The organism is Chania multitudinisentens RB-25, from assembly GCF_000520015.2.
In the GTDB taxonomy this organism is placed as follows: Bacteria; Pseudomonadota; Gammaproteobacteria; order Enterobacterales; family Enterobacteriaceae; genus Chania; species Chania multitudinisentens.
On the sequence record NZ_CP007044.2, the window covers coordinates 3693582 to 3719562 of the forward strand.

The following is a 25981-nucleotide window of genomic DNA, read 5'->3' on the forward strand; positions in this document are numbered from 1 at the left end:
GCGATATACACCGGCACGCTATACTTACCTCAGTAGTTACCACAGGTTCGGCTAATTACTTCCGGCAATCCTGTTGTCTTAATTATCTGTGGAGTACATATGGCCAGTCATCCCCAAACACCCCGTCGTAAAGTGAAAACCCCCAGTTATCTTGATGCCATGATTCCGGTCTTTACGCTGATCATTTTGGTGGGTTCTTCCGTTGCCTTGTTCGGCCTTGATGCCGTTAACGGCCCTCTGCAGGTTGCAATCATACTCAGTACCATGATCACTGCCGTGGTGATTTTAAAAAATGGCCATACCTGGGAGGAGGTTTCCGAATCTGGGCGTAAAGGCCTGGCAACCATCTCCAGCGCCGTCTTTATTCTGTTTTCGGTCGGCGCGTTGATTGGCACCTGGAATATGTCCGGCACTATCCCGACGATGGTGTACTACGGCATTCAGATGATCTCGCCGAACTGGTTTTTTCCCATTGCTTTCCTGATTTGCGTTGGGGTATCGCTGAGTATCGGCAGTTCCTGGACGACCGCAGGTACCTTGGGGGTAGGATTGGTCGGTTTGGCTAATATGCTGGGATTATCACCGGAAATCACTGCCGGGGCGGTGATCTCCGGGGCCTATGTGGGTGACAAAATATCACCGCTGTCAGAAAGTACGGTGTTAGCGGCCCAATTAAACGGTGTGCCGTTGTATAAACATATCCGTTCGCAGCTGTGGAGCACGGTTCCTTCAGGCGTTATTGCGCTGATCGCTTTTATCGTACTGGGCATCAGCCAGCATAGCGGTTTTGATTCTACCATCACCGATAATGAACTTACCCGGTTCAATGAGCTTTTTCACATCACACCATGGAATTTGTTGCCACTGGTTTTCCTGTTGGTGTTATCGGTCTTCAAAGTCCCAGCCTCATTGGCGATTCTGTGTTCGGCGCTACTGGCCGGGGTGATGGCGGCGTTTATGCAACCGCAGGTTATCGTGCGGTTTATCGCCGAACCGGATGTGTCTGCGCCACTGCAGGCCATTAAGGCCATTTGGTTAGCGATGGCCAACGGTTTTCAGGAAAACTCAGGGATGGAACAAATTGATGCCCTGCTCTCCCGTGGTGGCATGGACAGCATGTTGCTGACCATTTGGCTCATCATCGGTGCGGTCACCTTTGGGATTATGGTGGATGACTTTGGGTTGCTGAACAAACTGGTGACTCCGCTGCTGCTGCGCGCCAGAGGCATTGTCCGGTTGTTTGCTTCGGTTGTTGGCACCGCCATCGGGCTTAACATTACCGCGGGCGATCAGTATATTGCCCTGCTGCTGCCAACCCGTCTGTTCCGCGGTGAGTTTGCTAAACGTGGATTGGCGCCTGAGAACCTGTCACGCATTGTTTCAGATGCCGGTATCGTCACTTCTCCGTTGATCCCATGGAACTCATGCGGTGCCTATATGGCCGCTGTATTAGGTGTTTCAACCATGGCTTATATGCCGTTTGCCGTTTTCAACATTGCCGCACCGCTGATTACTCTGGCTCTGGGTATTATGAATATTAATATTCGCCGCATACCGGTTGCCACATCGCCAGAGCATTCAGAAGGAGATAATCCTGGCGGTGTACCTGTTCAAAAGTAACAGGCGGGAAACAATAACAGAGGCAAGAAATACCAGCACTAGCAGGGTAAACTTCAGGGTGGCATCGTTGAAGTCATACAATGTGGTAATAAAGTAAAACACACTGTAATGAACGATGTACACCCCGACCATCGCCGGGCTGATAAATTCGACGATATTGGTTACCAGCCGGTTCTTGATGTTGATATTATCGAAGAGAACAAACAAGATCAGGCTCATCGCCAACAGATGAAGATGCTCTAATACAAACCAGCCTGCCACACTGAGCTGAACGTGAGTTGATAAGTAGCGCTCATAGAAATACATCGATATAGCAAGAGGGACCAGCATTATCGCTGCAACCCAAAGCGTGCGTATCTTTTTGGTGAACTGGCGGCCTTGCTCAGAACCTAACATATGACCAAAAATGTAATACCCTCCCCATATCCATATGAATGAGTAACTGGAAATAAACAGAGGATCATCTTTCATATCTAATGGGCTGAAGATATCGAGCAAGGCAATAATGGCAACCAGGCTGGAGAAGAACAGCGCGGTTATTTTTAAATGCTTAATGCCTTTAAGAATAATAGGGTAAATCAAATAAATCACCCCCATATTTAGCAAGATGCCATTTTGTAGAATATAACCTTGCTGTATATATTGAGTTGTGATAAGAGATAAAACAATATTCCAGAAAATCATTATAATAATGATGGATTTTATTTTAATCAGAATATCTTTTTTCGTCAGTTCCTCGATTTCATCCATATAGCCTATTATTATAAAAAACAATGGTTTAGATATTATCGATAGAAAGTAAAAAACACTCATTGCATTTGCATTGAGAAAACACTCATAAGCGCATATCTGGCTTGTTGAAAAAAAAGTCACCGCTGCAAAACAGCTCAAACTTTTTAATGCATGCTGGTTTACGCTTTTAATCATTAGGTTACCACCAATTACTCAGCGCGTTCAAACGCACCTTACTGTTTTTTATAAAAATAATTTTAGTACAATAGCGCTCGCTACACAATGTATAATTATCAATGTACTTAACGAGTACAAGGATATTTTTTCCTGAACTCATCCTGCTCTAAAACAGAATTCATGTTCTCAGGTAGTGCACTTCCCCTATCAGGACGGTAAGCCAGAATAATGTGGCGCTACTTTTTGAAATTAGAAGAAAAATGAGAATGCAGTGTTTTTTTCCTGCTAGGCTGATTCAAACGCAATTCTTCCCCCTCTCCGCCCATGAAATTAATTAATGCTTTTTTTTCATAAAAATCAGAGTATTATTTCGATAAAAATGTTTTTACTGGAACTTTAACCTGTCATGCCGGAGATATGCAAAAAAACCAAAAGAAACTAAGCCGTTATGATTGTAACGGAGTTTTTCCTGACAGGAAAAATTGGTGGTTATAGCTATGATTTAATTGTAACTGCATTAGTGACGTTAGCTTTTAATAACACACAACTTATGACTTGGTGTCAGTAAGGAAAATCATGACAAGCTCATCAACGAATAAACTGTCCCTATGGTCGCTCACAGCGCTGGTTGTGGGCTCCATGATAGGTGCCGGGATATTTTCTTTACCGGCGACATTTGGGCGCGCAACGGGGGGGTTTGGTGCCATCATCGCTTGGTGTATTGCCGGTGGTGGTATGTTAATGCTGGCCTTTGTTTTCCAAACCTTGGCTCAACGTAAACCTAATCTGGATTCCGGCGTATTCATTTATGCCAAAGAAGGATTTGGTGATTATCTGGGATTTGCCTCAGCACTTGGATTTTGGGCGGGTACCTGTATTGGTAACGTCTCCTACTTTGTGTTGATCAAATCAACATTGGGTGCATTTTTCCCAATATTTGGTGATGGTAATACTATTCCCGCCGTATTAGTGGCCTCAGTCATTTTGTGGGGATTTCATATTCTGATTTTGCGCGGAGTAAAAAGCGCAGCGGCAATCAATACCATTGCCACTGTTGCCAAAATCCTGCCAATTATCCTGTTCGTTATTGTCCTGATCTTTGCCTTCAAAAGTGACATATTCATGCTCAACTTCTGGGGTTCCCCAGAATCCGCCTCTCTTGCCAGCGTTGGAGATCTTACTCATCTCAATGATTATGGTTATGTCGGGCATGCGGCGGCAGCGATCACGCCGGTTGCAGAACCTGAATCACTGTTCAGCCAGGTACGCAGCACCATGCTGGTAACGGTATTTGTGTTCTTAGGGATTGAAGGAGCCAGTGTCTACTCCCGCTATGCCAAAGAGCGCAGCCATGTCGGTATCGCAACGGTTCTGGGTTTCATCGGTGTCCTGTGCCTGCTGGTACTGATCACCATGCTCTCTTACGGTGTGCTGTTGCGCCCTGATTTGGCTGCGTTGCGCCAACCTTCCATGGCCGGCGTGCTGGAAGCCATTGTGGGCCGCTGGGGTGCTATCTTTATCAGCGTAGGGTTGATTGTTTCGGTGTTAGGGGCTTATCTCTCTTGGTCACTGTTGGCCGCAGAGGTGCTGTTCTCGGCAGCGAAAAGTCAGAGCATGCCAAAAATATTTGGTACAGAAAACAGTAACGCGGTTCCGTCTGCCGCCGTTTGGTTAACCAACATCACTGTTCAGACATTTTTGATTCTGACGTTGTTCAGTGACTATGCCTTCCAACTGGCACTTGAGCTGACCAGCTCTTTGACCCTGATCCCTTACCTGCTGGTTGCGGCTTACGGGTTGAAACTGGCCTGGACAAGAGAAACTTACGAAACCGATAAAACCGATCTCAAGAAAGACCTGATCATTGCGGCTATTGCAACCTTCTACGGGCTGCTGATGCTGTATGCCGGTGGTATGAAATATATTCTGCTCTCGGCCATTATCTATGGTCCTGGCACGCTGCTGTACATTCTGGCCAAGCGTGAACAGCATGCAAAAAAACTGTTCAACAACCCGGCTGAAATGGGGCTCTTTGTTATCGTCATGGTCGCCGCAATTGTTGCAATCTATAACATTGCAACTGGCGTTATTACTATCTGATCGAGGCAAGTCATTATGTCGACTAAAAAAAAGACACAGACCAAGTTTGGTGTACATTCAGAAGTAGGGAAATTACATAAAGTGATGGTGTGTGCGCCCGGCAAAGCGCACAACCGGCTGACGCCAAGCAATTGTGATGAGTTGTTGTTTGATGATGTACTGTGGGTTGAACGTGCCAAACGTGACCATTTTGACTTTATGACCAAGATGCGCGAACACGGCGTTGATGTGGTTGAAATGCACAATCTGCTGGCAGAAACGCTGGCGTTGCCAGAAGCCAGAAAATGGATACTGGATCAGCAGATTGTGCCGAACGAAGTGTCTCTGGGGATCCTGAATGAAACCCGCAGCTTTCTGGATGGACTGGCACCGCGGGCATTGGCCGAAGTCCTGATCGGTGGCCTTTCCACCACAGAACTGGCCAAAGAGGGTTATGCCGATCACGAAGAACTGAAACTGATCCGTGAAGCCGTCGGGATTACAGAATACCTGCTGCCACCGTTGCCGAACACCTTATATACCCGTGATACCACCTGCTGGATCTACGGCGGGGTGACGTTGAACCCTCTGTACTGGCCTGCTCGCCATGAAGAAACCATCCTGACGACCGCCATCTACAAATTCCACCCAGACTTTGCGGGTAACGTTAACGTCTGGTGGGGGGACCCAACCGTGCACCATGGCACCGCTACCCTGGAAGGCGGCGATGTGATGCCTATTGGTAACAAAACGGTGTTGATCGGCATGAGTGAGCGTACTTCGCATCAAGCGATTACTCAGCTGGCGGCCTCACTGTTTGCTAACAAACACTCTGGTGTTGAGCGGGTGATGATCGCTGCCATGCCTAAGCTGCGTGCGGCGATGCACTTGGATACGGTATTCACTTTCTGCGACCGCGATGTTGTCACGCTCTACCCTGCTATCGTCGATCAGATCAAAACCTTCTCGCTGCGCCCGGACAGTGGCCCAACCGGCATGAAGCTGAGCCGCGACAAAGGCACTTTTGTTGAAGCGATCGCCGGGGCATTGAATCTGAAAAAACTGCGCGTCGTAGAAACCGAAGGCAACGACTATGATACCGAACGCCAGCAATGGGACAGCGGTAACAACATGGTTGCTCTGTCTCCAGGTGTGGTACTAGCTTACGACCGCAATACCAAAACCAATACCCAGTTGAGGAAAGAAGGGGTTGAGGTGATTGAGATTGTGGGCAGCGAACTGGGTCGTGGCCGTGGTGGTGGTCACTGTATGACCTGCCCGATTATCCGTGATGCCATTGACTATTAATTGAAATAAATCAGTCATCACACTCAAACGCCGGGTAGCTTGTCTATCCGGCTTTTTTTATGCCTGAGCAGATCGCCCGGTACTGGTGAAAGTGAAGCAAGTAGCAGAGGGGGCAGCTTGGATATCGAAAATTATTGTACGTCAAAGCTCTTTTTTGACCTTTCGACTTTAGCTGGTTTCAGGCGATGAAACTTACCGGAAACCGGTATCCGGTTGCTTTTCCAGATATAATCGCCGGTCAGATTGATGTGCTCCCAGCCTAACGGCGACATAAATGAGAGGGATTTTCCTCACTCTCATTGAGTTTATGGCAGCAGGTTATAGTGCTCGTTGTCTACTGACTCAAGCCACTCATTTGAAGACCCATTGGCAGGAACTTCAACCGCTATATGAGCAAACCAGCTATCTTTTGCTGCTCCGTGCCAGTGCTTGGTTCCAGGGGGGATATTGACAACATCCCCGGCAACCAGTGGGCGGGCTGGTTGATCCCATTCCTGATACCAGCCACGACCACCGGTCACCAGCAGTATTTGCCCGCCCTTGTGGTGGATATGCCAGTTATTTCGGCAACCCGGCTCAAATACCACATTACCAATAGTCACACCTGTTGTGGACAGCATATTAAGATAACTTGTCCCCTGGAAGTATTGTGCATAGGCTTCATTTTTCGGCCCTTTCGGGAAAATACCATTCCCGACAAATTTTTCACTCATGATATTTCCTGTGTTTGTATTTTCTGATGGAATTTCTCTGTTTAATTTTACCAATAACCGGTGCAACACTTCCCTGGCATTGGCTGCCATAGCACTTTCGCACTTGATTGTGAGGATATTCGTAAAATCCCAGAGCTGTTCAGGTGTTAAACCGTTATTCAGGCTGATGGTATAGTGGCTCTCAAGCTGGCTGTTTACTCCTTGCATGGCAGCCAATGCTGAGATGGTAGCCAGTTCTCTGGTCTGCCAGTCCAGCACATCACGCTGAAAAATGTCGCCGAACAGGTGGGCTTTGAGAAACTGGTCAATCGCTGGCGCAAACTCAAACACCGCGCCGACAACAGGTTGCCCGACCAGTTTGGACTGATTGATACTACCGGACTCAAGGCTGTTCCACCCGTCAGGCAGAGGTGTTGCCGGGTTCCCGGTTTCATCTCTGATACCTTTTTGACAGCGAGCCTGGGTTACTGCCATGAATGCGGACAACGCATTAAGGCTTCTGGGAAAACCCGCATAGGCATACATCTGAACCAGTATTTCTTTAATTTCATTAATAGTCAGACCGCTATTCAGACCATCATTAAATGCAGGTTCAAGTCGGGCCATATCACCATTTGCGGTGAATGTGGCAATAGAAATTACAGACTGCTGTTTTTCATTCAATAACGTTTGCACCCTAAACCTCCTGATGACCCTGCCAGCTGGGCTGGTATGTCAGTCTTTCGATGGCAAAAGTATAGTCGTGCAGTCATTGCATAATTAGATAGCCAAATGAGAATGAACCTGTGATTTTAATTCACCAATGAAAACAAAAGAAAAGCTTAACGACCTTCAGGCGTTCATGACTGTGGCAAAAGACCGAAGCTTCACTAAAGCCGCAGCACGACTGGGGATTTCACGTTCAGCGCTGAGTCACGCGATTTTGAATCTTGAAAATCGTATCGGAGTGAGACTGTTAACCAGAACCACACGAAGCGTGGCGTAATTGGCGGGCGGGCATAGGGTTGTTCTCATTGAATTGTTCGCACAATCAGTCGATCAGCAACACCCTATGCCTGCCTTTTTTAACCACTCATTACCGGGGCTTCAAACTGGGGATTACAAAGGATAACGTAATATGGCGTTGAGATCGGCTCCTGGCGGCAAATCTTCGCTACGGACTGCCAACACGCGTGCGCCGGTGGCAAGAGCCCGTTTGGCAATCTCATCAATCACCCCATAACTGGCATCATCACTGCTGCCGTTGAAAGTGATTAAACCTTCATCATTAATCGTTCCATTTACACTGCTGTCGATATTAATCAGCAACAGCTCAATGGCACCAAAGGTTGCCGCCCGGGCCGCATCGGACAGAATCTGCGTCACCCGGCGTTCACCGGCACGGGCTTCGAAGCGTGATTGCAGGGCTTTCAGCTGTGCCTGATAGTAGTTTTCCAGCAAGGGGCGCACCTGGGTGACCAGTTCAGATATGCCCAAATGCTCGGCATTGCTGAAAAATGTTTCATTGGTCAGGTTCGGCAACGTGTTGGTTGAACGATAAATCGAGGCTAACGGTTCGGTACTGGCCAGGATCAGTGGGTAATCGTGGCTGGCAAAGATCGGGCGCAAGGCGTGATCGATTTTACGCGTGTATTGTGCCAGCCGTACCTTGTGATGAACGGCACCATAGTGATGATCGTTTAGTGCGGCATCGCCCATGGCATCAAGCTTATGGGTGGGCATATTCGGCACCGCCACTTCTACCGCTGGCACATCGGCAAAGAATTCGATCAGGCGGGTCTGATTCTCAGACAAAGCCAGAATATACGCCGAATGCGGGAAGGTGAGCGCCCGCAACAAAGGTTTAAGGTAGAAACGTTCACCGACTTCCAGTTGATTAGGTAATTCGTTCGCTAAACGGTAAGTCACAATGCTGTCTGGTGTGGCCAAGATAGCCAGGCTGCGGGCATGTAAATCCCAAAAGTCGTCATCCTCCAACACCGAATGCAATTCTTCCTCCAGCAGAGCTAAACGGCGTTTATCCAAACCTTTTTCCATAACACCCTGTAAGGCCTGTTTGATAAAGTTGCCAAGCTGAATTTTGCTGGCCTCCAATTTTTGGCGCAGCGGAGAAGTTTCAAGATAAATGGAAATACAAACGTCAGAACGAACATCGGCTAAACGAGAGAATTCTTCACGACTGGGAATATCAACATATAGCATGGTTCACCTCGCGAACTTCGGTTTATTGGGCTGTATGATTTTTATTCTGGGGCTTTTAGTATAGCTGTTTTTTTATATGCCATCGGTGAACAAGCCTAGGTTGCGTTTTTTATCAAGCAATTAACCTCGTTTCATTCCGCTTGAATAATGCCGAAAACAGAGCTCTCTTTCACCCTGTCATCATCGGTTTGATTTATCGTCATGCCATTTAAACTCGCTGAGTGTTTCCGCCATTAACGTTTTTGCAGGGCATTCGGCGTGGTAAAACCCTTTTTACGGAGCGGCCATTTAGGCGACGTTCTGACGTTGAACGAAAATGAACAGCCTATTTATGCTGCCGCATTGCCCCTGCGTGAAGCTCTGCGCCTACAACAACAGCAGGTGGTGGCTGATTGCCTGGCGATCCCCGTGCCAAATGAATCAGGCGAGCGAATCGATTGGTATTCTCCTCTCCCTGGGCAAGCGATCGCTTGGGAACAGGCCGGTGAGATCGAGCGGGTTCAGGCTTTGCGCCAGTTGGAAGAATGCCATGCGGCTCTGCGCACCATCAGCTGGCGAGCGCGTAACGCTAGCAAACCCAGCCAGCAACTTTTTGGAGCGTTGCTGACCAAAGCCATGCAGTTCCCCAATCAAAACGCCGTGTATCTGGTTGATGGCAAACCCGTAGTAACCTTCTGGGGGTGCCTAAAACCAGATGGTAAAACCGGTGACGATCCGCTTGCCTGTTTACGACCAGAGCCAAAGGCCAGGGAAATTGCCGCAGCGCCAGTTGCAACGCTGGTAAAGCCCCCGCCTCGGCGGCATTTGGGTGGGCTGTTGGCGATTGGGGTTTTGATCCCGTTACTTTTGTGGTTACGCCCTGATTGGCCAAGGGCAGAAAAGGTGATTGCGCCGAATACTTTCACACCACCACCCACGGTGAAACCGATGCTTCCACTCCATCGGCAGCCATTGCCGCTAGGCCATGCGGCGGTCTTACCAATGCCCGTAACGGCACAACCAAGTACGGAGAGAGAGAACGCTCTATCACTCCCGGCCAAAGCGGTAAGAATCGGCTCTACGGCTTTCCTTAACGGCAAATGGCGCGCCACGCCGGCGAACCAAACGTTACCAACACAGTGGCTGTATCAATTTAACCAAGGCAAGGGGGTTGCAATCATAACGTTGGGCGACAGCGTCACTTGCCGGGTAACGGTTAACGCCGGGCTGATGCCGTCTGGCAACCTGGTAATCAACAGCCGCACTAAAGCCCGTTGCAGTAACGGTTCGCGCACCTTGATGCCGGAATTGGTTTGCAAACAGCGTGAAACTGCGGCCAGTTGCATCGGGCGCGATCGCGCCGGGAACACCTTTCCCATTACCATGCAGCGTGAGGATCCATAATGTTGGCGACAGCGGTGAATTATCAACAGTGCGTAACGCTGATCGCCAATAGCGGAATACAATTTCTGGATTTTGCCGTCACCCTCAAAATGGATGCACAACCACCCGGCAAATTTGTACGCCAGACCGCCAATGGCCCACTGCTGCGGCTGATATACAGTGAGGCCCGCGGCAAATATTTACTGCCTCAGGCAACAGAAGAACCCGAGGTGGTGCGGCCCGAATTCAGCTTGCCACTGGAGCAATCGCTACGCCTGCTGAATCAAGTCTGGTTACCTTTGCCATTCTTTCGCTTCAATCCACCGAGCACCTTTCTGCCTGGGCCGGATAATTGGGCGCGTGTGCAAATCATCACGCTGGAACCGCCAGAACAGTTGCGTATCACGCTGGCATTTGACACCAAAACCTATCCACCAGGGCATGCCAGCGCACTGCTCGCACCGAATCACCAGGATCTTACCATCGGTTTGAGCTTTGCGTTGGCGCACCGTAGCCAGGATTTGGCGGATTTTCTGGATGCAACCTGGGTCGATGGCTGGTTACGCGAGGTGTTTACCCAACAGGCTATGCTGCACGAACAGCGCCAAAAACAGACTATTCAAACAGCGCTGCGCGAGTTTGAATATCAGGCTCATTACCTTAATCTATTGGAACTCCTGGCCAATCAATTGCGCATACCGATCATCAAGCTTGGTGGCAATGAACGGCAGCAACCAATACCGGTTGATTTAATCCTGGATGTCGGCAACTCGCACAGCTGCGGTGTTCTGGTGGAAGATCATCCTGCGGAACCAAACGGGCTGAAACACCGCGACGAACTGCAATTACGCGATCTGAGCAAACCGCATTACCTGTACGGCGGGCTGTTTAGCAGCCGAACCGAGTTTGCTCAGGCCAAATTCGGCAAGCCAAACTACTCTTTTGCAAGCGGGCGTGATGACGCCTTTCAATGGCCAACCCTCACCCGCGTTGGCCACGAAGCCTGGCGCTTGGCACAGCAGCAAGGTGAGCAAGGTTCGACTGGGCTGTCCAGCCCACGCCACTATCTTTGGGATCAGGAGCGTTACGCACCGGGTTGGCGTTTCAACCGCATGGCAGAAAACAGCGGGCAGGAACTGCCGGCCACTGCGGCACCACTGGCACAGTTGCTCAATGATGAAGGCCAGCCGCTGTATTCATTGCCGCCAGATGAACGCCTGCCGGTTTTCTCCCCGCACTACAGTCGCAGCGCCTTGATGGCATTCATGCTTTCCGAACTTTTGGCGCAGGCTCTGATGCAAATCAACAGTGTCGTTCAGCGCTATCGTCGGCCTCACAGCACTGCTCCACGGCGGTTGCGCACGCTTATTCTGACTTTACCGGCAGCCATGTCCGAACCTGAACGTGAAATTTTCCGCCAGCGGATACATGAGGCGATCGCTTTAGTGTGGCAAGCCATGGGCTGGCACCCGGCAGATACCGCCACAAGTCCCCTACCGTTGCCAAACGTGCGGATGGAATGGGATGAAGCTGCCTGTAGTCAGTTGGTGTATCTATATAACGAAATACAGGTGAACTTTAGCGGCCACGCCGAGGCTTTTTTCACGGCGCTGGCCCGGCCGGATAATCGCAAACCATCAGGTGAAAAAATCTTGCGTATTGCCTCTGTGGATATAGGCGGCGGCACAACCGATCTGGCGATTACCCAGTATCAACTGGGGAAGGCGGCGGGCAACCAGTTCAACGTAACACCGCAGATCCTGTTCCGCGACGGGTTTAACGTTGCCGGTGACGATATCCTGCTGGAGATCATTCAGCGGTATGTGTTACCCGCATTACAGGCAGCTCTGAAACAGGCTGGCGTGACGGCTCCTGACCTATTGATGAGCAAACTATGTGGTCAAGAGAACCCGTCCGTTTGCCAGCAAAAAGTGACACTGCAACTTTTTATGCCGCTCGGCCAGGCGATTCTTGAACGCTATGAGAGGTTTCACCCCTTGCAATTGCGCAGTGAGATCGACGCCGTTTTCGGTGAACTGTTAATACAGATGCCAGCCGAACACCTCCTGAAATACATCAATGGCGAAGTACAGCGCCAGTTGCCCGCCGATGCTGAACCGTTTGATATCTTACAGGTGCCGCTGATCCTGCGATTCAACCAATTACATGCTGAATTCCTTACGTCACATCTAACTATCACCCGTTATCTGCGCCTGCTGGCCGAAGTGATTGCACTGCATAACTGCGATGTGCTCTTGCTGACAGGCCGCCCTGCGCGTTTTCCCGGCATTCAGGCCTTGTTCCGCCAGCTACAACCTTTGCCGAGTACTCGTATTATCGCGTTGGATCATTACCACATCGGCAGTTGGTATCCATTCAGCCACCAAGGGCGCATCGATAACCCTAAATCCACGGCTGCTGTGGGCGCTATGCTGTGCCTGCTGGCACAGGATCTACGTCTACCTGGGTTTTATTTCAAAGCAGCCGGTTTTCATCCTTATTCTACGTTGCGCTATTTGGGCAGGTTGAGTAGCGACAACCTCTTACCTGCCGATCAGGTTTATTATTCCGAACTCAATCTGGAGCTGCCAGACGGTGGACTTAGTACCGATACCCGCTTTGCCATTAATGGCACGCTGTGCCTGGGTTTTCGCCAGTTGAATAACGAATATTGGCCCGCTGCCCCCTTGTTCACGCTAACGGTTACCGAACCACAATTGATGCGTAAGCTGGCAAGCGGCGGCCTGTTGTTTCTAAAACTGGCCCTGCAACCCGGCCAGTTGGCGCGTTTTCTGGTGGTGGCGGCTGAGCTGGAAGATGGCAGCCCAGTGCCAACGGCACATGTCCAGCTCAAACTAAACACTCTCGCGGGCAGCAATACCGGCGCGTTTGACTATTGGATCGACAGCGGGAGCGTTTTCAAGCCATGAAATCATCCATAACCGAAAAAATGAATGAGGGCATTGAGCAGGCGTTGGCTTGGGTTGCGGAAACCCAACGGCAGGTGCCACGGCTGGCGCTGGAAGCCCAAACCTTGGCGTTCAATTTGCGCCGTGGCCGCACGAAGTTCAATCAGTTAGCGGCGGCAACGGATAAAAAACCAACGTTGGGCTTTTACGGGCGGGCGCAGGCCGCAAAAATCTCTTTGATTACTGCGTTAGCCGCCGCCGAACCCGATTATCTGGCCGCAACTTTCTCCGGTAACACGCTTGATTTCCTGAACCATATTCATCCTAACAATCTCCCCGCCGGAATTGCTCTCCGCTTCCGCTCTGGTGTACGGCAACCGCAGGGTGAATATCCGGTTCAGCTAACATTGTTGACGGAAGCCGAACTGGTGAAAATGATTGCCAGAGCTTGCCCTGCCGTTCAACCGGTTGAGCAGCAGCAGATTGCCGAAGAACTGCAAGCGTTGGCAACATTGTGCCAGTTACAGCCGGTGGCTGGCCTCAGTGAAGATGAGGTTGTCGCGATCTGGGACGCACTGCGCCGTGACGAAACCCCGTTACAACAGGCCTTGCCCCCTGAGTTTTGGCCAACCGCAGTGACATTAGCCCCTTATCTCGGCATTAACGAGCGCGCACGCTTATTCTCACCGCTTTGGGGGAATCATGAGCTGCTGACGGATTATTATCGCCGTTTGGCTTATCGGTTACAGCAATTGGGTAGTACACACTGCGTTACAGCCCCCCTCAGTGTGATTATTGATAAAGATCGGCACCCTACCTATGGCATCCTGGGAATTCCCCCCCCTGATCATTGGGATGAACCGCTATACGTGATAGCGCAGGGTAAAAAACCCGTGGCAATACCCTTGGCAGATCTAAGATGGTTAACAGCCGAACTCTTGATCCCGTTATCGACACCGCCACCGCATCGCGGTTTGGCCCAGACTGATTTTTTGGATTTGCCGAGTTATTGCGCACAAAACGAACATTTACCCTTTCCTTTTGGTGCATTGTTATCTGCCAAAAGTCTTTGCCTGTTGGAACGCTATAGCGAACAGCAGGAAGTGCGGTCATTGATTCTCTGTAATGCGGCGGCAACGCGTGAAGAAGCCACCATTATTAGCCGAGGATTGGATTTTTGGCGGCAACAGATGCGCGGAAAAAGCACTGGCCGCTCTCCAGGGTTGATTTGGGCATTCACCCGGCACGATCAGCGTTCTACAACGCATTATGATCAAGCCGTGCAGCGTTACGTCGGGCAGCCAGGCCAGATTTGGGGAACCATGCTGGTACGCAATGACGAAGAAATACAGCGCATGGCCGATTACCTGGCTGCCGATCTGAATAGCCCGGCACATCAACAGCATCTTGCCCAACAGCTCGTCCTGCTGGAACAGACATTATGGGAAGATTGGCTTGGCCGCTGGCATGGGGAAGAACCCGATAATAAAGCACAGTTAGCCAAAAGTACGGTTAAGGCTCTGCAACCGCGTATCGCCTTACATGGTGAACTGCTGGAACAGCTGCTGCCCAACCGCCAACTACTGCGCCAACTTTATCTGCGACCAACTCAGCGGATTGCCGATCCGCTGGCTGTCGCACTCAATTTGTTCGGTGAATTACCAGACCTTCTAGAGGATGACCAACATTTAACAGATGCAGTGCAAATGCTGTGGATCAACCAGCTGCGTGCTTTGGCAGACAACGTTTCATTGCTTGAGGTACTGGCGATCCCCTCTTGGGTACTGGCAACATTGGCCGATGAATTGATTACTGCCAGCTTCCGCCTTGGTATTTGGCAACAATTGGCAGAGGTTCTGGCGGAAACAGCACATACTAACCACCGTTGGCAAAACCCAAGCGAACGGCAGATTACCGCGGTGCGGGCAGTGTTGGGGGATTTCGTAACCTGGCTGGGTTTTCAGTCGGTTGCACCCGCGTTACGGCCTGCAAGCCGTATTAATCCAGGTTACCCTATTTTCACTCCATCTCATCACCCAGCAACATCACGCCTGACGCAGCTCCCCAGCAAACCGGTGAATAATAGCGCAATCTACCTTTACGACTGGTTAGTGGGGTTACATGCGCTCATCTGCCACAACGTGGGTTATGGCGTGGCGCAAGAGCTTAATGCGGCACAGCGGGAAAGGTTGGGTGAAGTTATTCGTGACATGCAACCTGAAAAAGATGGATACATCGGCCCCTTGCCCCCAATTATTTCACGCTATTGACGTAACGAACCATTCCCTGAAGCAGTTGCGCAAACTGGTGAGCTGCATAATTCCCATCGCTTGGTATCAGCCAAATACTGCTGAATTCCAGTTGGATCGTTGGTACACCATACGCTGTGCCAAACTTGGTAATGGTTCCGTTCTTGGAAGCAGCAAAATAGTTGTTTGAGTAATTAGTAATACCCTCATTGCGCAATGAGGTGATGAGTTTAGTCACTAACTCATCGTTACCCAGCAGCGATTTCCCATGCATGGTACCAATATCTACGTCATATGGGCGGAAAGGGTGGCTACCGTGGATATCAATAATCAGCTTCGGTTTTTGCGTGTTGATCAGCTCAGCCAAGCGAACTTTATACGCATTATCATCGTAGTAATTGGGGTCTGAAGGAGAGGCTTTGGTTGTATAGATAACCGTCGAATCCGTCAGTTTTCCCAGCAGAACGGCCAAAGCCGCTGTGCCCCCTCCGTCAGAGAAACGATATTTTCCCTCTCGAAACGGTTGGGTCGCATGTGGCGCACTGATGATAATGGGTGCCCCTCCCAAGATAACGTTAAACCATGCTTCTCCATCTTTGGGTGCTACATCCTGATTTTTATCTGCATCCTGTTGATAGATGATTGCTTCTTTAATGTCCTCTGGAGTGACTAATGCCTTTTCGAAATAACCACTACCCTGATTCAGGGCACACGCAGATGCTGAGAAAATAAATAGGGTAACAATCGTTAATTTTCTTATCAAATTCATGCTAAATAACTTCTCCACGTTGTATTTTCGAGCCTACGGTACACCATGGAGCGCCACTTTGCAGTTAGCAGGGTAGCCAATTTGGGGTAGGTATATGGGTTATCCCGTTGCTTTTAACCATTTGAAAATAAAAGATTCATCCCAGCGGTGGCAAGTGCAGTTTCCCACGCAGCCCCCGTTTCAACGCTTTGAACCTGCAAGATATTCAGACATTTCCGCAGCGGGCACCATGCCTCCGCCAGTTGCCCAGACCAGATGGGTCGCATTTTCACGTTTACGCCGATCAATACCGCGTGCCGCCAACCAGCTTTGATTAGCCGTCATCTGCCATGGCCCTGGCATCCCGGCCAATGCCGAAGGCTCCAACTGAATATGCTCCTGATGATAAATCAAGCTGAGCAGATCAAACATTTCCTGATCGTTCAGGGTATAAAACGCATCCAGTAAACGCCCCATTGCGCGGCCAACAAACCCGGAAGCCCGCCCTACCGCCAAACCATCCGCTGCGGTCTGGTTATCAATGCCCAGATCCTGCACGGAAATCTGATCGTGCAGCCCGGTATACACCCCCAATAACATGCAGGGAGAGTGTGTCGGTTCGGCAAAAATACAGTGTACATGGTCACCAAATGCCAGTTTCAAGCCAAAAGCCACGCCGCCCGGCCCGCCACCCACACCGCAAGGCAGATAGACAAACAACGGATGCTGTTCATCCACCCGAATGCTTTTTGCCTCAAACTGTTTTTTCAGCCGTCTGCCAGCTACCGCATAGCCCAGAAACAGCGTGCGTGAATTTTCGTCGTCAATGAAGAAACAGCCTGGATCGGTGGCGGCCTGTTTGCGCCCTTGCTCCACCGCCACACCGTAATCCTCGGCGTACTCCACCACGTTAACCCCATGTTCACGCAGTTTTTGTTTCTTCCACGCCCGGGCAGCGGCGGACATATGTACGGTAACCTCAAACCCCAATTTGGCACTGATGATGCCAATCGACAGGCCCAAATTGCCGGTAGACCCCACGGCAACCCGATATTGGCTGAAAAAATAACGAAACTCATCGCTAAACAGCACGGCATAATCCTGCGCGCTTGACAGCTTACCGGCCTCCAACGCCAGTTTTTCCGCATGGGCCAACACCGCGTAGATCCCTCCCCGCGCTTTAATTGAGCCTGAAATGGGAAGATGGCTGTCTTTTTTCAGCAGCAATCGCCCTTCAAGCCGCAACCCATAGCGGTGTTCAAGCGATTGCTGCATGGCAGGAATGGCGATCAGCTCAGATTCAATGACACCATGAGTTTTAAGTGTTTCTGGAAACGCCAGGCTCAGATAAGGTGCAAAACGAGCCAGGCGCTGCTCTGCCTGCGTGACATCGTCAGCGGTTAATCCAACATGGGGCAAACCTTCTGTGCAGGTTGTGTACTGGGGATTCAGCCAGGTAACCGGCTCAAGTGCTTTCAGGTTTTGCAACAGCGGGAAATCAGCAATCAACTGGTTAATGTTCATGCTTTTTCTCTTGTAGTTCTGACAAGCCTGTAGCTTGAATGAAATGTCGGGGTGAACCCGGTGGCCAACCTTCCGACCAATACCCTCATGATGCTGAGGTCCTGTGATTTTATTCCATTGATTTCTGCATAAAACAAGGGCGCTTGCGCTTGTTAAGATTAGCATATAGCGCCTGATAACGGTTTCATCACGTGTTGCCTTTCCACCGCACCACTTTGTTTCAGCCACAAAAAATAAGTCGCATCTGACGCTAATCAACGTATTATTGATGATCCGCCCTGTTTCCACCTAAGGGTGGATTGTTGATGTTTTTGGCCTGAAAAGTGAGGTAAAATATGAACCACCGTGACCTTTCTCAGTGCCGTGTGAACACCGCTCGGTTGTTAATTGCCCCTTTTATTGCAGCGGACGCTGATGATGTTTACCAGGCAATCACCCCAACGCTGACGCGTTTCATGAACTTTGAACCCGCAGAGTCCCCAGAGGCATTCGCCAGCGTCTGGGAAGGTTGGCTCCCATTGATCCGTGAAGGTGAAGAGATCATCTTCATTGCCCGGCTGCGCGACAACAAACAGTTTGTCGGAATGGGCGGTGTCCACGGCCTGCAAAGCCAGACACCAGAATTGGGTGTCTGGGTCAAAGAAAGCCTGCAGAACCAGGGTTATGGCCGCGAAATTGTCCATGCCATCACCCTCTGGGCCAGCGAACGTTATCACCCTCAACACTTCATTTACCCGGTTGCTGAGCAGAATACCCCTAGCCGCCGTATTGTCGAAGCGTTAGGGGGCGTGATATCAGGCCGCCGCGAAAATATCAAATATGACTGTGTCGTCTATCATTTGCCTGCGCTCACCAGTTAAATTTGCGGGCGTGAAGCCGCCGCGTTAGAGTGGATTCAGGGTAAAAAACAGTGAGGAACACAGTAACATGATCATTTTTGTCACAGGAGCCACATCTGGATTTGGTGAAGCCATTGCACGCAAATTTGTGCATGAAGGCCATCAGGTCATTGCCACAGGCCGCCGCATGGAACGCCTGGAAGAACTGCGCACAGAGTTAGGTGCCGCGTTGCACATTGTACGCCTTGATGTACGCAATCGCGCCGCGATTGCGCAGGTTATCGCTGAATTACCGGCTGCGTTGCGCCAGATCGACGTGTTGGTCAATAACGCTGGCTTGGCATTGGGCCTGGAACCCGCGCATAAAGCCAATGCGGATGATTGGGAAACCATGATCGACACCAATGCCAAAGGGTTGGTGAATATGACACGTGCGCTGTTGCCCGCGATGGTGGAGCGCAATATTGGCCATGTGATCAATATTGGTTCGACCGCAGCCAACTGGCCTTATGCCGGTGGCAACGTCTATGGCGCGACGAAAGCCTTTGTGAAGCAATTCAGCTTAGGCTTGCGGGCCGATCTGCACGGTACTCGGATTCGCATTACTGATATCGAACCTGGCTTGGTTGGTGGCACCGAATTTTCCAACGTGCGCTTCAAAGGTGATGATGGCAGAGTAAACACAACCTACGCAGGGGCTAATGCTCTAACGCCGGAAGACATCGCCGAATCGGTTTTCTGGGTGGCTACGCTGCCAGCGCACGTCAACATCAACACGCTGGAAATGATGCCGGTCAGCCAGTCCTTTGCCGGATTGAATATTCACCGCGAATCGTAAATCGCTGTGGCAGGGTAAACATGCCCTGCCGCTTTTCGCTTATGCCGCTCGCCCGCTCGGCATTCCTGCCAATACCGGCCGCCTACCCTCGTAAAATTAAACCAATACGCCCGCAGACCTAGTGTAATGCAAAGGCACGGTGATATATTGAGCCACATGCTACAACAGGTGCTGCCGCATGACGCAGCACTCACTAAAAAAGGATAAAACGATGAAATCATTTTCTGCTCAACGGCTGATGTGCGGGATACTGCCAGCCGCTCTGCTGATGTTGGTTGGGGCCTGGCAAGCGCCGGCGCTGGCAGCTAGTTGTACTCAGGGCAGCACCTGCGTCACAGTCAATGGCGACGGGGCGATGAGCCAAGAACAGGCTCGCGAGAGTAAAGAGCAGTGGGACGATACCCATTCGCTACGCCGCAAAGTTAACACCCGCGTTGAGAAAGAGTTTGATAAGGCCGATCGTTCTATTGATGACGAAGAACGCTGCAACGGTAGCTACAACGTTAACGCTTATTGGGAATCCACGACACGTAAATGTTTAGATCGCACCACTGGCCGTCCGATTAATCCTTAATTGACCAACGGTATACCAGATGCTGCTATCCTGTGAGAGGAAATTCATTCTCAAATAAGGATTGAATAATGAAAAGAGCGCTTGTATTGAGTGTATTATTATTGACCACCGCTCCGTTAATGGCTGCGACCACCTGTGAAAGCATCAAAGCAGAGATCGCACAAAGGATCGTGGATAACGGCGTACCGGAATCGGGTTTCAGGTTGGATATCATCCCTAACGATCAAGCCAATCAGGCTGCCGGGCAAGTTGTTGGTCATTGCGGGTTCGACACGCAAAAAATCGTCTATACCCGCTTACACGGCGGCGATAATGCCGATGCCGCACAAACTGGCACCAGCCAGGATAGCAAACCGCCACAGTAATCCTGTTTAGGGCGCCCTGCGCGCCCTACGTCTGTTTTGCCGCTAAGGTGTTGTCCAAACGAAGTCTGCGCTTTCGGCCGTCACAACGCTACCCTGCTCCGCCAGCATCAGCACCAGCGGCGTCGTTTGAGAATCGAGATCGCGGATATGCAAGGGAACCCCCAGTTTTTTTGACGCGTGATATCCGCCGACGATCAGTAACGCTGGCGTAGGTGCTGCCAGCAAACTCTCGGCCATGCGTCGATCGCGATGTTGTTGAATCGCCAGCATCGATTTTTGCTGTTCAGGCTCTATTTTTCCATCATGAGAAACGCGAATCGTTTCGGCGATCGCCGCTCTGACGTCAGGCTGGCTGGAATAGCTTCCTGCCGGAAATACCGGGTTTTTATAGAGCGCCAGGATTTCATCGCGATTAAGATTGGCGGAAAGCAGCGGATAACGCCCCTTCATGGCGGCCATTACCACGCCGTTGTACATCGACCAATCCCAACTTTTTTTCCAGTCGAGCTGTTCTGCGATCTCGCTGGCTTTGGCATCAGGATGGTTCTGCAACCACAACTTGGATTTATTCACCTTCTCTTGCTGATTTGGCGTAAGCATCTCCATCAGAACACTGCCTTGCGGGCGTTGCCGTGCCAGATTCTCCACCAACCACTGCTCGATTTTATGGTGATTGGCATTGTCATGCTTTTCCCCCACGATCACCTGCGGCGCAGCCGCCAACTGTTCAAGCAGTTCTTCAGATGTGATGGTTTTTCCGCTACGCAAATCCACGATCGAACCTGGAACAGGAACAATAGAATCTTTCACCACTGAATCCGGCGCCAGCGTTGTCTGGCTGCATGCACTCAACAGCAGGGCAGAAAATAAAACCCAAACTTTCAACATAGAATCTTTATCCGCTATTAAAATATGCCCAGGATAATATAGATAATGATTATCATTTACAACGAATTAAGATTCTTGCGAACAAGATAAGTCAGCAATGCTTCAAACATCGGGCTGAGCAGATAATTGAGGATCTAAAAGAAATGATGTGCGTTTTTGTGACTATGTCACTTATATAAATCTGTAATACCACCGACCAAGGCAAATTTTAACATTGCACTCCAGGCGGGCCACAACCCCGTACCCGCCATCGATTTATGACAAAATTTAGCTTTCCAATAAACAGGAAATATTTAGATATTGTGCCAACTCACGCTGTTCAGCACGGGGTAAATAGGGGATCTCTCCCAGCAATGGCGCAGGAATACGCTGCTGGAGTGCATCAATAGTTTCAGCATAGTGCGCTAAACCAGGGTTGATACGGTTGGCGACCCACCCTAATAATGGTAAACCATCGTTAACAATCGCTTGTGCGGTCAACAACGCATGGCTGACACAGCCGAGCTTAATACCAACCACCAGGATCACCGGTAACTGTTCCTGTACCACCCATTCAGCATAAGGATGCAGATCGTTCATCAGTACCCGCCAACCACCGCTGCCTTCCACTACCACCACGTCCGACTTACTGGCCAGATGCTGCAAGCCTCGGCTCATCAGGCCGTAGTCAATATCCTGCGTAGCATGGGCATGAAATACCTCATCCATGCAGGTTATCGGATTAACTTCCTCATAAGACAAGGGGATGCTGGATGAAGCCTGCAAAACCAAAGCGTCTTTATTTCGGATGCCTTCGCTGGTTTCCTGACAACCGGCCGCGATGGGTTTATACCCCGTCACTAAGCGGTCTTGGGCGGCAAATGCCTGCAATAATGCGCGGGAAACCACAGTTTTACCTACGTCGGTGTCCGTACCTGTAACAAATAAACGCTTTAACATGAATAGATTGCCCTGGAATGCTCCGTTAGCCTGAAGAAGCGCCACCGATCATGGCGCGAGTAGTTCAACACAGAAAAGTCTAGGGGATGCGGCTACGAAGGGGTTTGAGGTAGCTCAATATTTTGTCGGTAAACAATAAGAAGTTCTGATAAAAGAGTGGCAATCCGGTCAGAGCACGATTAGCCCTGTAACAATTTCACCAACAGCGAGCCGTTGTACAAGGCATCTTTCACCAACGCGGCGCCTGGCATCGTTCCTTGATTGAAAAACTGTGTAGACTCCACCTTCACATGTTCACTGTAAGCAGGCAACGATTGCTGGCGGATGCAGGAAGCTATCACCGGATGGAGGATCTCGGCGGCCCGGTTCAAGGGTGAACCTACCAGAATTTTTTCCGGGTTAAACAGATTGACCATAATCGCCACGATGCGCCCAACGCTATGGCCGACGCCGAGGATAATATCTTTAGCTAACCGATCGCCAGCCAGGGCAGCATCACATAAGGATTCCACGCACAAAGGAGCATCATGCAGCCTTGAGGTCATCGATCCCCTGAGGCGCTGCTGAGCGATTTCCAGCATATTTTCAATACTGGCTACCGTTTCCAAGCAACCGTGGTTGCCGCAATAGCAACGTTTACCGTAAGGATCGACCTGAGTATGCCCTATTTCCACCACGCTACGGCTACCGGCATGCAGCACGCGACCATTGGTGATCACCCCAGCCCCGACGTTATGATCAATCACCACCTGAATCACATTCATGCTCCCGCGTGAAGCACCGTACAGGGCTTCTGCCATGGTCCAGGCACAGATATCATGCTGTAGGTAGACAGGCAAACCGGTGAGGGCTTCCAGTGCAGGCCCCAGGGCCATCTCTTGTACATCATAGAATGGCATGCGGTGGACAATGCCCGATGCTGTGTCGATCATTCCAGGCAAGGTAATGGCAATGGCCGTTAAACGCTCCAGTTTGCTTTGGTGGCGGATAAAAAAGTGGTCTATTTCGTCAACGATGCGCTGCAACAAAGATTCATCATGCTCAGCAACCAAGGGTAGCAATTCCTCCACCACCATTTTGCTGCTGAGATCGCGTAAAGCCAGCGTGATCGTACCCCGGCTGATACGGACAGAAAGAAAGTGCCAGGCTTCGGTATCCAACACCAGCCCGATAGCCGGGCGGCCACGGCTGCCAATTTCCTGATATTCGGTTTCTTTAACCAGATGAGCTTCAAGCAGTTCACGCACAATTTTGGTGATACTGGCGGGGGCGAGCTGTGCCCGTTTTGATAATTCGATGCGCGAAACCGGCCCCAGCTGATCAATCAGCCGGTAAACTGCCCCTGCATTGGTTTGTTTGATCTGATCAATATGCCCAGGTTGCCCATCCGCAATCACAAACCTGCTCCTACAATTTTTCGCGCTTCTAAATAAAGACTAAGAGTATGGTGGAGCTTTTATAGGACAGCGTCAACTATTTGATTCGTTATGTGATTTGCAACACAATTTCACCAGAATCTGCCTTTTATTTGTACGGATTGTCATTAAATCATGCTGGTTTCAACATCAACGCCACCAAAGTGCGAGCCGCTGCCGACAGTGGGCGGCTGCAATGGTAAACCAGCCAAACCTCGGTCATGGCATCCGGTTCCGCTATCGGGAGATACGTCACCCCATCAATTTTAACCCGGCCAAATGAGGTTGGCAGGATAGAGATCCCCAGCCCGGCGGCGACCAGGCCGATGATGGTCATTGCCTCCCCCACTTCCTGCGTGATGTAAGGCGCGATCCCAGCATTGGCCAGCAGAGCCAGAATTTCATCATATAATGCGGTTCCCACTTCACGAGAAAAGAACACAAACGGCTCCTGTGCTAAGTCGGTGAACCGCAACGTACCTGGTGCCTTATGAACCAATGGATGGCCATTTGGTACTACCGCCAACAAGGGTTCGCGCAGCAATACCTGGTGCTGAAGCGCGTCCGGCAGACGGGTGTTGCGCATCACCCCCAGATCCAATTCGCCGTTCAGCAAAGGAACAAGCTGTTGTTTAGTATTGATCTCGCGCATTTTGATATGCACATTCGGCGATAACTGGCGAAACGTGCGTAAGCTACGCGATACCGCGCTGATAAATGGCGCAGAAGACGTAAAACCAATCATCAACTCACCGATTTCGCCACGCTCAAGCCGGGTGGCCTTCTCTGCCGCTCGATTAACCTGATCAAGCACCTGATAGGCTTCTTTAAGAAACATTTCCCCGGCTTGGGTCAGCCCGACATTACGGTTATTCCGCGCCAGCAGCCGCGCACCCAACATTTCTTCCAGCGCTTTAATCTGCTGGCTCAGTGGCGGTTGAGAAATTCGTAACCGTTCAGCAGCACGGCCAAAGTGCAATTCCTCTGCAACAGCGACAAAATAACGCAGGTGTCTGAGTTCAATATTCATATTTTAAAAGTCTTAATTAAAATAATTAATATATTAGACAAAAAACTGCCCTCTCCCTATGATCTCCATACATAAGACGCTCTAAAATTCAGTAAGGATATGCTGTGGCAACCCCAACGCGTTCTGCGGCTTCAACGCCGTTAACGCAGACTCACCGTGATGACGCCAGTGCTCTCGCCAAAACCAAACGCTCAACGCTGAATAAACTCCCCTACATTGAACGCGGTACTACACAGTTCCGGCGCGTGACGCTGGCGTTGTTTTCTGCCGGGTTGGCAACGTTTGCTTTGCTGTATTGTGTACAACCCATATTACCGGTTCTGTCACAGGACTTCGGTATTTCTCCTGCCGAAAGCAGCCTGTCACTTTCTTTCGCTACCGGATTATTGGCCTTCGGTTTGATGTTTACCGGCCCACTCTCGGATGCGATTGGCCGTAAGTCCGTGATGGTCACCTCTTTGTTACTGGCCGCCATCTGTACGCTGGTTTGTGCTTTCATGACCAGTTGGCACGGCATTTTACTCATGCGTGCCCTGATAGGGCTTTCGCTAAGCGGTGTAGCAGCGGTGGGCATGACTTATTTAAGTGAGGAGATCCACCCTAGCGTGGTGGCCTTTTCGATGGGGCTCTACATCAGCGGTAACTCAATTGGCGGGATGAGCGGGCGTTTAGTGACCGGGGTTTTGACGGATTTCTTCTCTTGGCGAATTTCACTGGCGGTGATTGGCCTATTCGCTCTGGCGGCAGCCTGTATGTTCTGGCGTATTTTACCGGCATCCCGGCATTTTCGCGCTAGCTCTCTGCGCCCGCACACATTGCTGGTCAACTTTAAGCTGCACTGGCATGACAAAGGGCTTCCTTTGTTGTTCGCCGAAGGCTTTCTGTTGATGGGCAGTTTTATCACCCTGTTTAATTACATCGGTTATCGTTTGTTGAGCAACCCATATTACTTTAGCCAAGCTACCGTGGGATTGCTCTCCGTCGTTTATCTCACCGGTTCATACAGTTCTCCGAAAGCGGGTGTTCTGACGTCACGTTTCGGGCGTGGAGCCGTGCTAGTGATTGCTATTCTGATGATGTTGCTCGGTATTTTGACGACGGCTTTAGCTCCCATCGCCGCAGTTTTTATCGGGATGATGTTGTTTACCGCTGGCTTTTTTGCCGCTCACTCCGTTGCCAGCAGCTGGATTGGCCGCCGCGCCCGCCGTGCCAAAGGCCAGGCTTCATCACTGTATCTGTTCTGCTATTACGCAGGTTCGAGCATTGCTGGCGCCCTGGGGGGTGTGTTCTGGCATAGTTTCGGTTGGGGAGGCGTGGTTGCCTTTGTCAGTGCCATGCTGTTACTGGCTCTTTTGGTGGCGCACTACCTGCAAAAACTGCCGGAAGCCGCCCGCATTTGATCGTTTTCAGGGAAAATCCCCTATCAGGCTTGAACTACTCGGTGTGAAATAAGGATGAAGGGGGTTAAGT

General features: G+C 50.5%; 20 protein-coding genes and 2 pseudogenes. 12 read left to right on the forward strand and 10 right to left on the reverse strand.

The window, feature by feature from the left end; all coding sequences use genetic code 11:
- Positions 1 to 99: 99 nt before the first annotated feature.
- Entirely contained in the window at positions 100 to 1620 is a 1521-nt protein-coding gene (locus Z042_RS16125; RefSeq protein WP_024913140.1) for a Na+/H+ antiporter NhaC family protein, read from the forward strand.
- Here the strand turns inward: Z042_RS16125 and Z042_RS16130 are convergent.
- Entirely contained in the window at positions 1579 to 2547 is a 969-nt protein-coding gene (locus tag Z042_RS16130) for an acyltransferase family protein (protein ID WP_335337156.1), read from the reverse strand. The genes Z042_RS16125 and Z042_RS16130 overlap by 42 nt on opposite strands.
- A gap of 558 nt (positions 2548 to 3105) precedes the next feature.
- On the opposite strand from Z042_RS16130, the gene Z042_RS16135 reads away from it, so the two are divergent.
- Positions 3106 to 4629 carry an amino acid permease gene (locus Z042_RS16135; RefSeq protein WP_024913138.1) on the forward strand — a complete coding sequence of 508 codons (1524 nt, stop codon included), beginning with the start codon at positions 3106 to 3108 and terminating at the stop codon, positions 4627 to 4629.
- A gap of 15 nt (positions 4630 to 4644) precedes the next feature.
- Entirely contained in the window at positions 4645 to 5916 is a 1272-nt protein-coding gene (arcA, locus tag Z042_RS16140) for an arginine deiminase (protein ID WP_024913137.1), read from the forward strand.
- 305 nt (positions 5917 to 6221) lie between these two features.
- On the opposite strand, the gene Z042_RS26635 is transcribed toward arcA, so the two are convergent.
- Both Z042_RS26635 and Z042_RS26640 read right to left on the reverse strand, forming a co-directional pair.
- Positions 6222 to 6629, reverse strand: a complete 408-nt coding sequence (locus Z042_RS26635) for a cupin domain-containing protein (RefSeq protein WP_051506717.1) — start codon at positions 6627 to 6629, stop codon at positions 6222 to 6224.
- Positions 6630 to 6752: 123 nt separating this feature from the next.
- Positions 6753 to 7235, reverse strand: a pseudogene (locus tag Z042_RS26640) (carboxymuconolactone decarboxylase family protein); the annotation flags it as partial.
- A gap of 196 nt (positions 7236 to 7431) precedes the next feature.
- Between Z042_RS26640 and Z042_RS25215 the strand changes: the two are divergent.
- Positions 7432 to 7611, forward strand: a pseudogene (locus Z042_RS25215) (helix-turn-helix domain-containing protein); the annotation flags it as partial.
- 116 nt (positions 7612 to 7727) lie between these two features.
- Here Z042_RS25215 and Z042_RS16150 read toward each other — a convergent pair.
- Positions 7728 to 8831, reverse strand: coding sequence for a baeRF11 domain-containing protein (locus Z042_RS16150; protein WP_024913135.1), 1104 nt, complete (start codon positions 8829 to 8831; stop codon positions 7728 to 7730).
- A gap of 258 nt (positions 8832 to 9089) precedes the next feature.
- On the opposite strand from Z042_RS16150, the gene Z042_RS16155 reads away from it, so the two are divergent.
- From Z042_RS16155 to Z042_RS16165, 3 genes are read left to right on the forward strand one after another with little or no spacing between them, the layout of a single operon-like run.
- Positions 9090 to 10214, forward strand: a complete 1125-nt coding sequence (locus Z042_RS16155; RefSeq protein WP_024913134.1) for an SrfA family protein — start codon at positions 9090 to 9092, stop codon at positions 10212 to 10214.
- Positions 10214 to 13123: a virulence factor SrfB gene (locus tag Z042_RS16160; protein ID WP_024913133.1), complete on the forward strand. Its 2910-nt coding sequence runs from the start codon at positions 10214 to 10216 to the stop codon at positions 13121 to 13123. Before Z042_RS16155 ends, Z042_RS16160 begins: the two co-directional genes overlap by 1 nt.
- Positions 13120 to 15372, forward strand: a complete 2253-nt coding sequence (locus tag Z042_RS16165) for a virulence factor SrfC family protein (RefSeq protein WP_024913132.1) — start codon at positions 13120 to 13122, stop codon at positions 15370 to 15372. The genes Z042_RS16160 and Z042_RS16165 overlap by 4 nt, the downstream gene beginning before the upstream one ends.
- On the opposite strand, the gene Z042_RS16170 is transcribed toward Z042_RS16165, so the two are convergent.
- On the reverse strand, positions 15356 to 16120 hold the full coding sequence (locus Z042_RS16170; RefSeq protein WP_024913131.1) for a hypothetical protein: 765 nt from the start codon (positions 16118 to 16120) through the stop codon (positions 15356 to 15358). The two genes, Z042_RS16165 and Z042_RS16170, sit on opposite strands and share 17 nt — an antisense overlap.
- Before the next feature lie 180 nt (positions 16121 to 16300).
- Complete coding sequence (locus Z042_RS16175) at positions 16301 to 17623, reverse strand: D-serine ammonia-lyase (RefSeq protein WP_024913130.1); 1323 nt, start codon at positions 17621 to 17623, stop codon at positions 16301 to 16303.
- A 335-nt stretch (positions 17624 to 17958) separates the two neighbouring features.
- Here Z042_RS16175 and Z042_RS16180 point away from each other — a divergent pair, with 335 nt between their 5' ends.
- The 4 genes from Z042_RS16180 to Z042_RS16195 all read left to right on the forward strand — a co-directional run bounded on the left by Z042_RS16180 (position 17959) and on the right by Z042_RS16195 (position 20239).
- Positions 17959 to 18483 (forward strand): GNAT family N-acetyltransferase, encoded by a 525-nt coding sequence (locus Z042_RS16180; protein ID WP_024913129.1) that lies wholly within the window; start codon positions 17959 to 17961, stop codon positions 18481 to 18483.
- 67 nt (positions 18484 to 18550) lie between these two features.
- Entirely contained in the window at positions 18551 to 19300 is a 750-nt protein-coding gene (ydfG, locus tag Z042_RS16185) for a bifunctional NADP-dependent 3-hydroxy acid dehydrogenase/3-hydroxypropionate dehydrogenase YdfG (RefSeq protein ID WP_024913128.1), read from the forward strand.
- Between the two features lie 211 nt (positions 19301 to 19511).
- Positions 19512 to 19874, forward strand: a complete 363-nt coding sequence (locus tag Z042_RS16190) for a DUF1283 family protein (protein WP_024913127.1) — start codon at positions 19512 to 19514, stop codon at positions 19872 to 19874.
- Positions 19875 to 19942: 68 nt separating this feature from the next.
- Positions 19943 to 20239: a DUF1161 domain-containing protein gene (locus Z042_RS16195; protein WP_024913126.1), complete on the forward strand. Its 297-nt coding sequence runs from the start codon at positions 19943 to 19945 to the stop codon at positions 20237 to 20239.
- A gap of 42 nt (positions 20240 to 20281) precedes the next feature.
- On the opposite strand, the gene Z042_RS16200 is transcribed toward Z042_RS16195, so the two are convergent.
- The 4 genes from Z042_RS16200 to Z042_RS16215 all read right to left on the reverse strand — a co-directional run bounded on the left by Z042_RS16200 (position 20282) and on the right by Z042_RS16215 (position 24511).
- Positions 20282 to 21124, reverse strand: coding sequence for a ChaN family lipoprotein (locus Z042_RS16200; protein WP_024913125.1), 843 nt, complete (start codon positions 21122 to 21124; stop codon positions 20282 to 20284).
- 270 nt (positions 21125 to 21394) lie between these two features.
- Entirely contained in the window at positions 21395 to 22066 is a 672-nt protein-coding gene (bioD, locus tag Z042_RS16205; RefSeq protein ID WP_024913124.1) for a dethiobiotin synthase, read from the reverse strand.
- Between the two features lie 179 nt (positions 22067 to 22245).
- Complete coding sequence (gene mlc, locus Z042_RS16210; protein ID WP_024913123.1) at positions 22246 to 23463, reverse strand: sugar metabolism global transcriptional regulator Mlc; 1218 nt, start codon at positions 23461 to 23463, stop codon at positions 22246 to 22248.
- Positions 23464 to 23614: 151 nt separating this feature from the next.
- Positions 23615 to 24511: a LysR substrate-binding domain-containing protein gene (locus tag Z042_RS16215; RefSeq protein WP_024913122.1), complete on the reverse strand. Its 897-nt coding sequence runs from the start codon at positions 24509 to 24511 to the stop codon at positions 23615 to 23617.
- Positions 24512 to 24615: 104 nt separating this feature from the next.
- Between Z042_RS16215 and Z042_RS16220 the strand changes: the two genes are divergently transcribed.
- Positions 24616 to 25911 carry an MFS transporter gene (locus tag Z042_RS16220; RefSeq protein ID WP_024913121.1) on the forward strand — a complete coding sequence of 432 codons (1296 nt, stop codon included), beginning with the start codon at positions 24616 to 24618 and terminating at the stop codon, positions 25909 to 25911.
- The last annotated feature ends 70 nt before the right edge of the window (positions 25912 to 25981 follow it).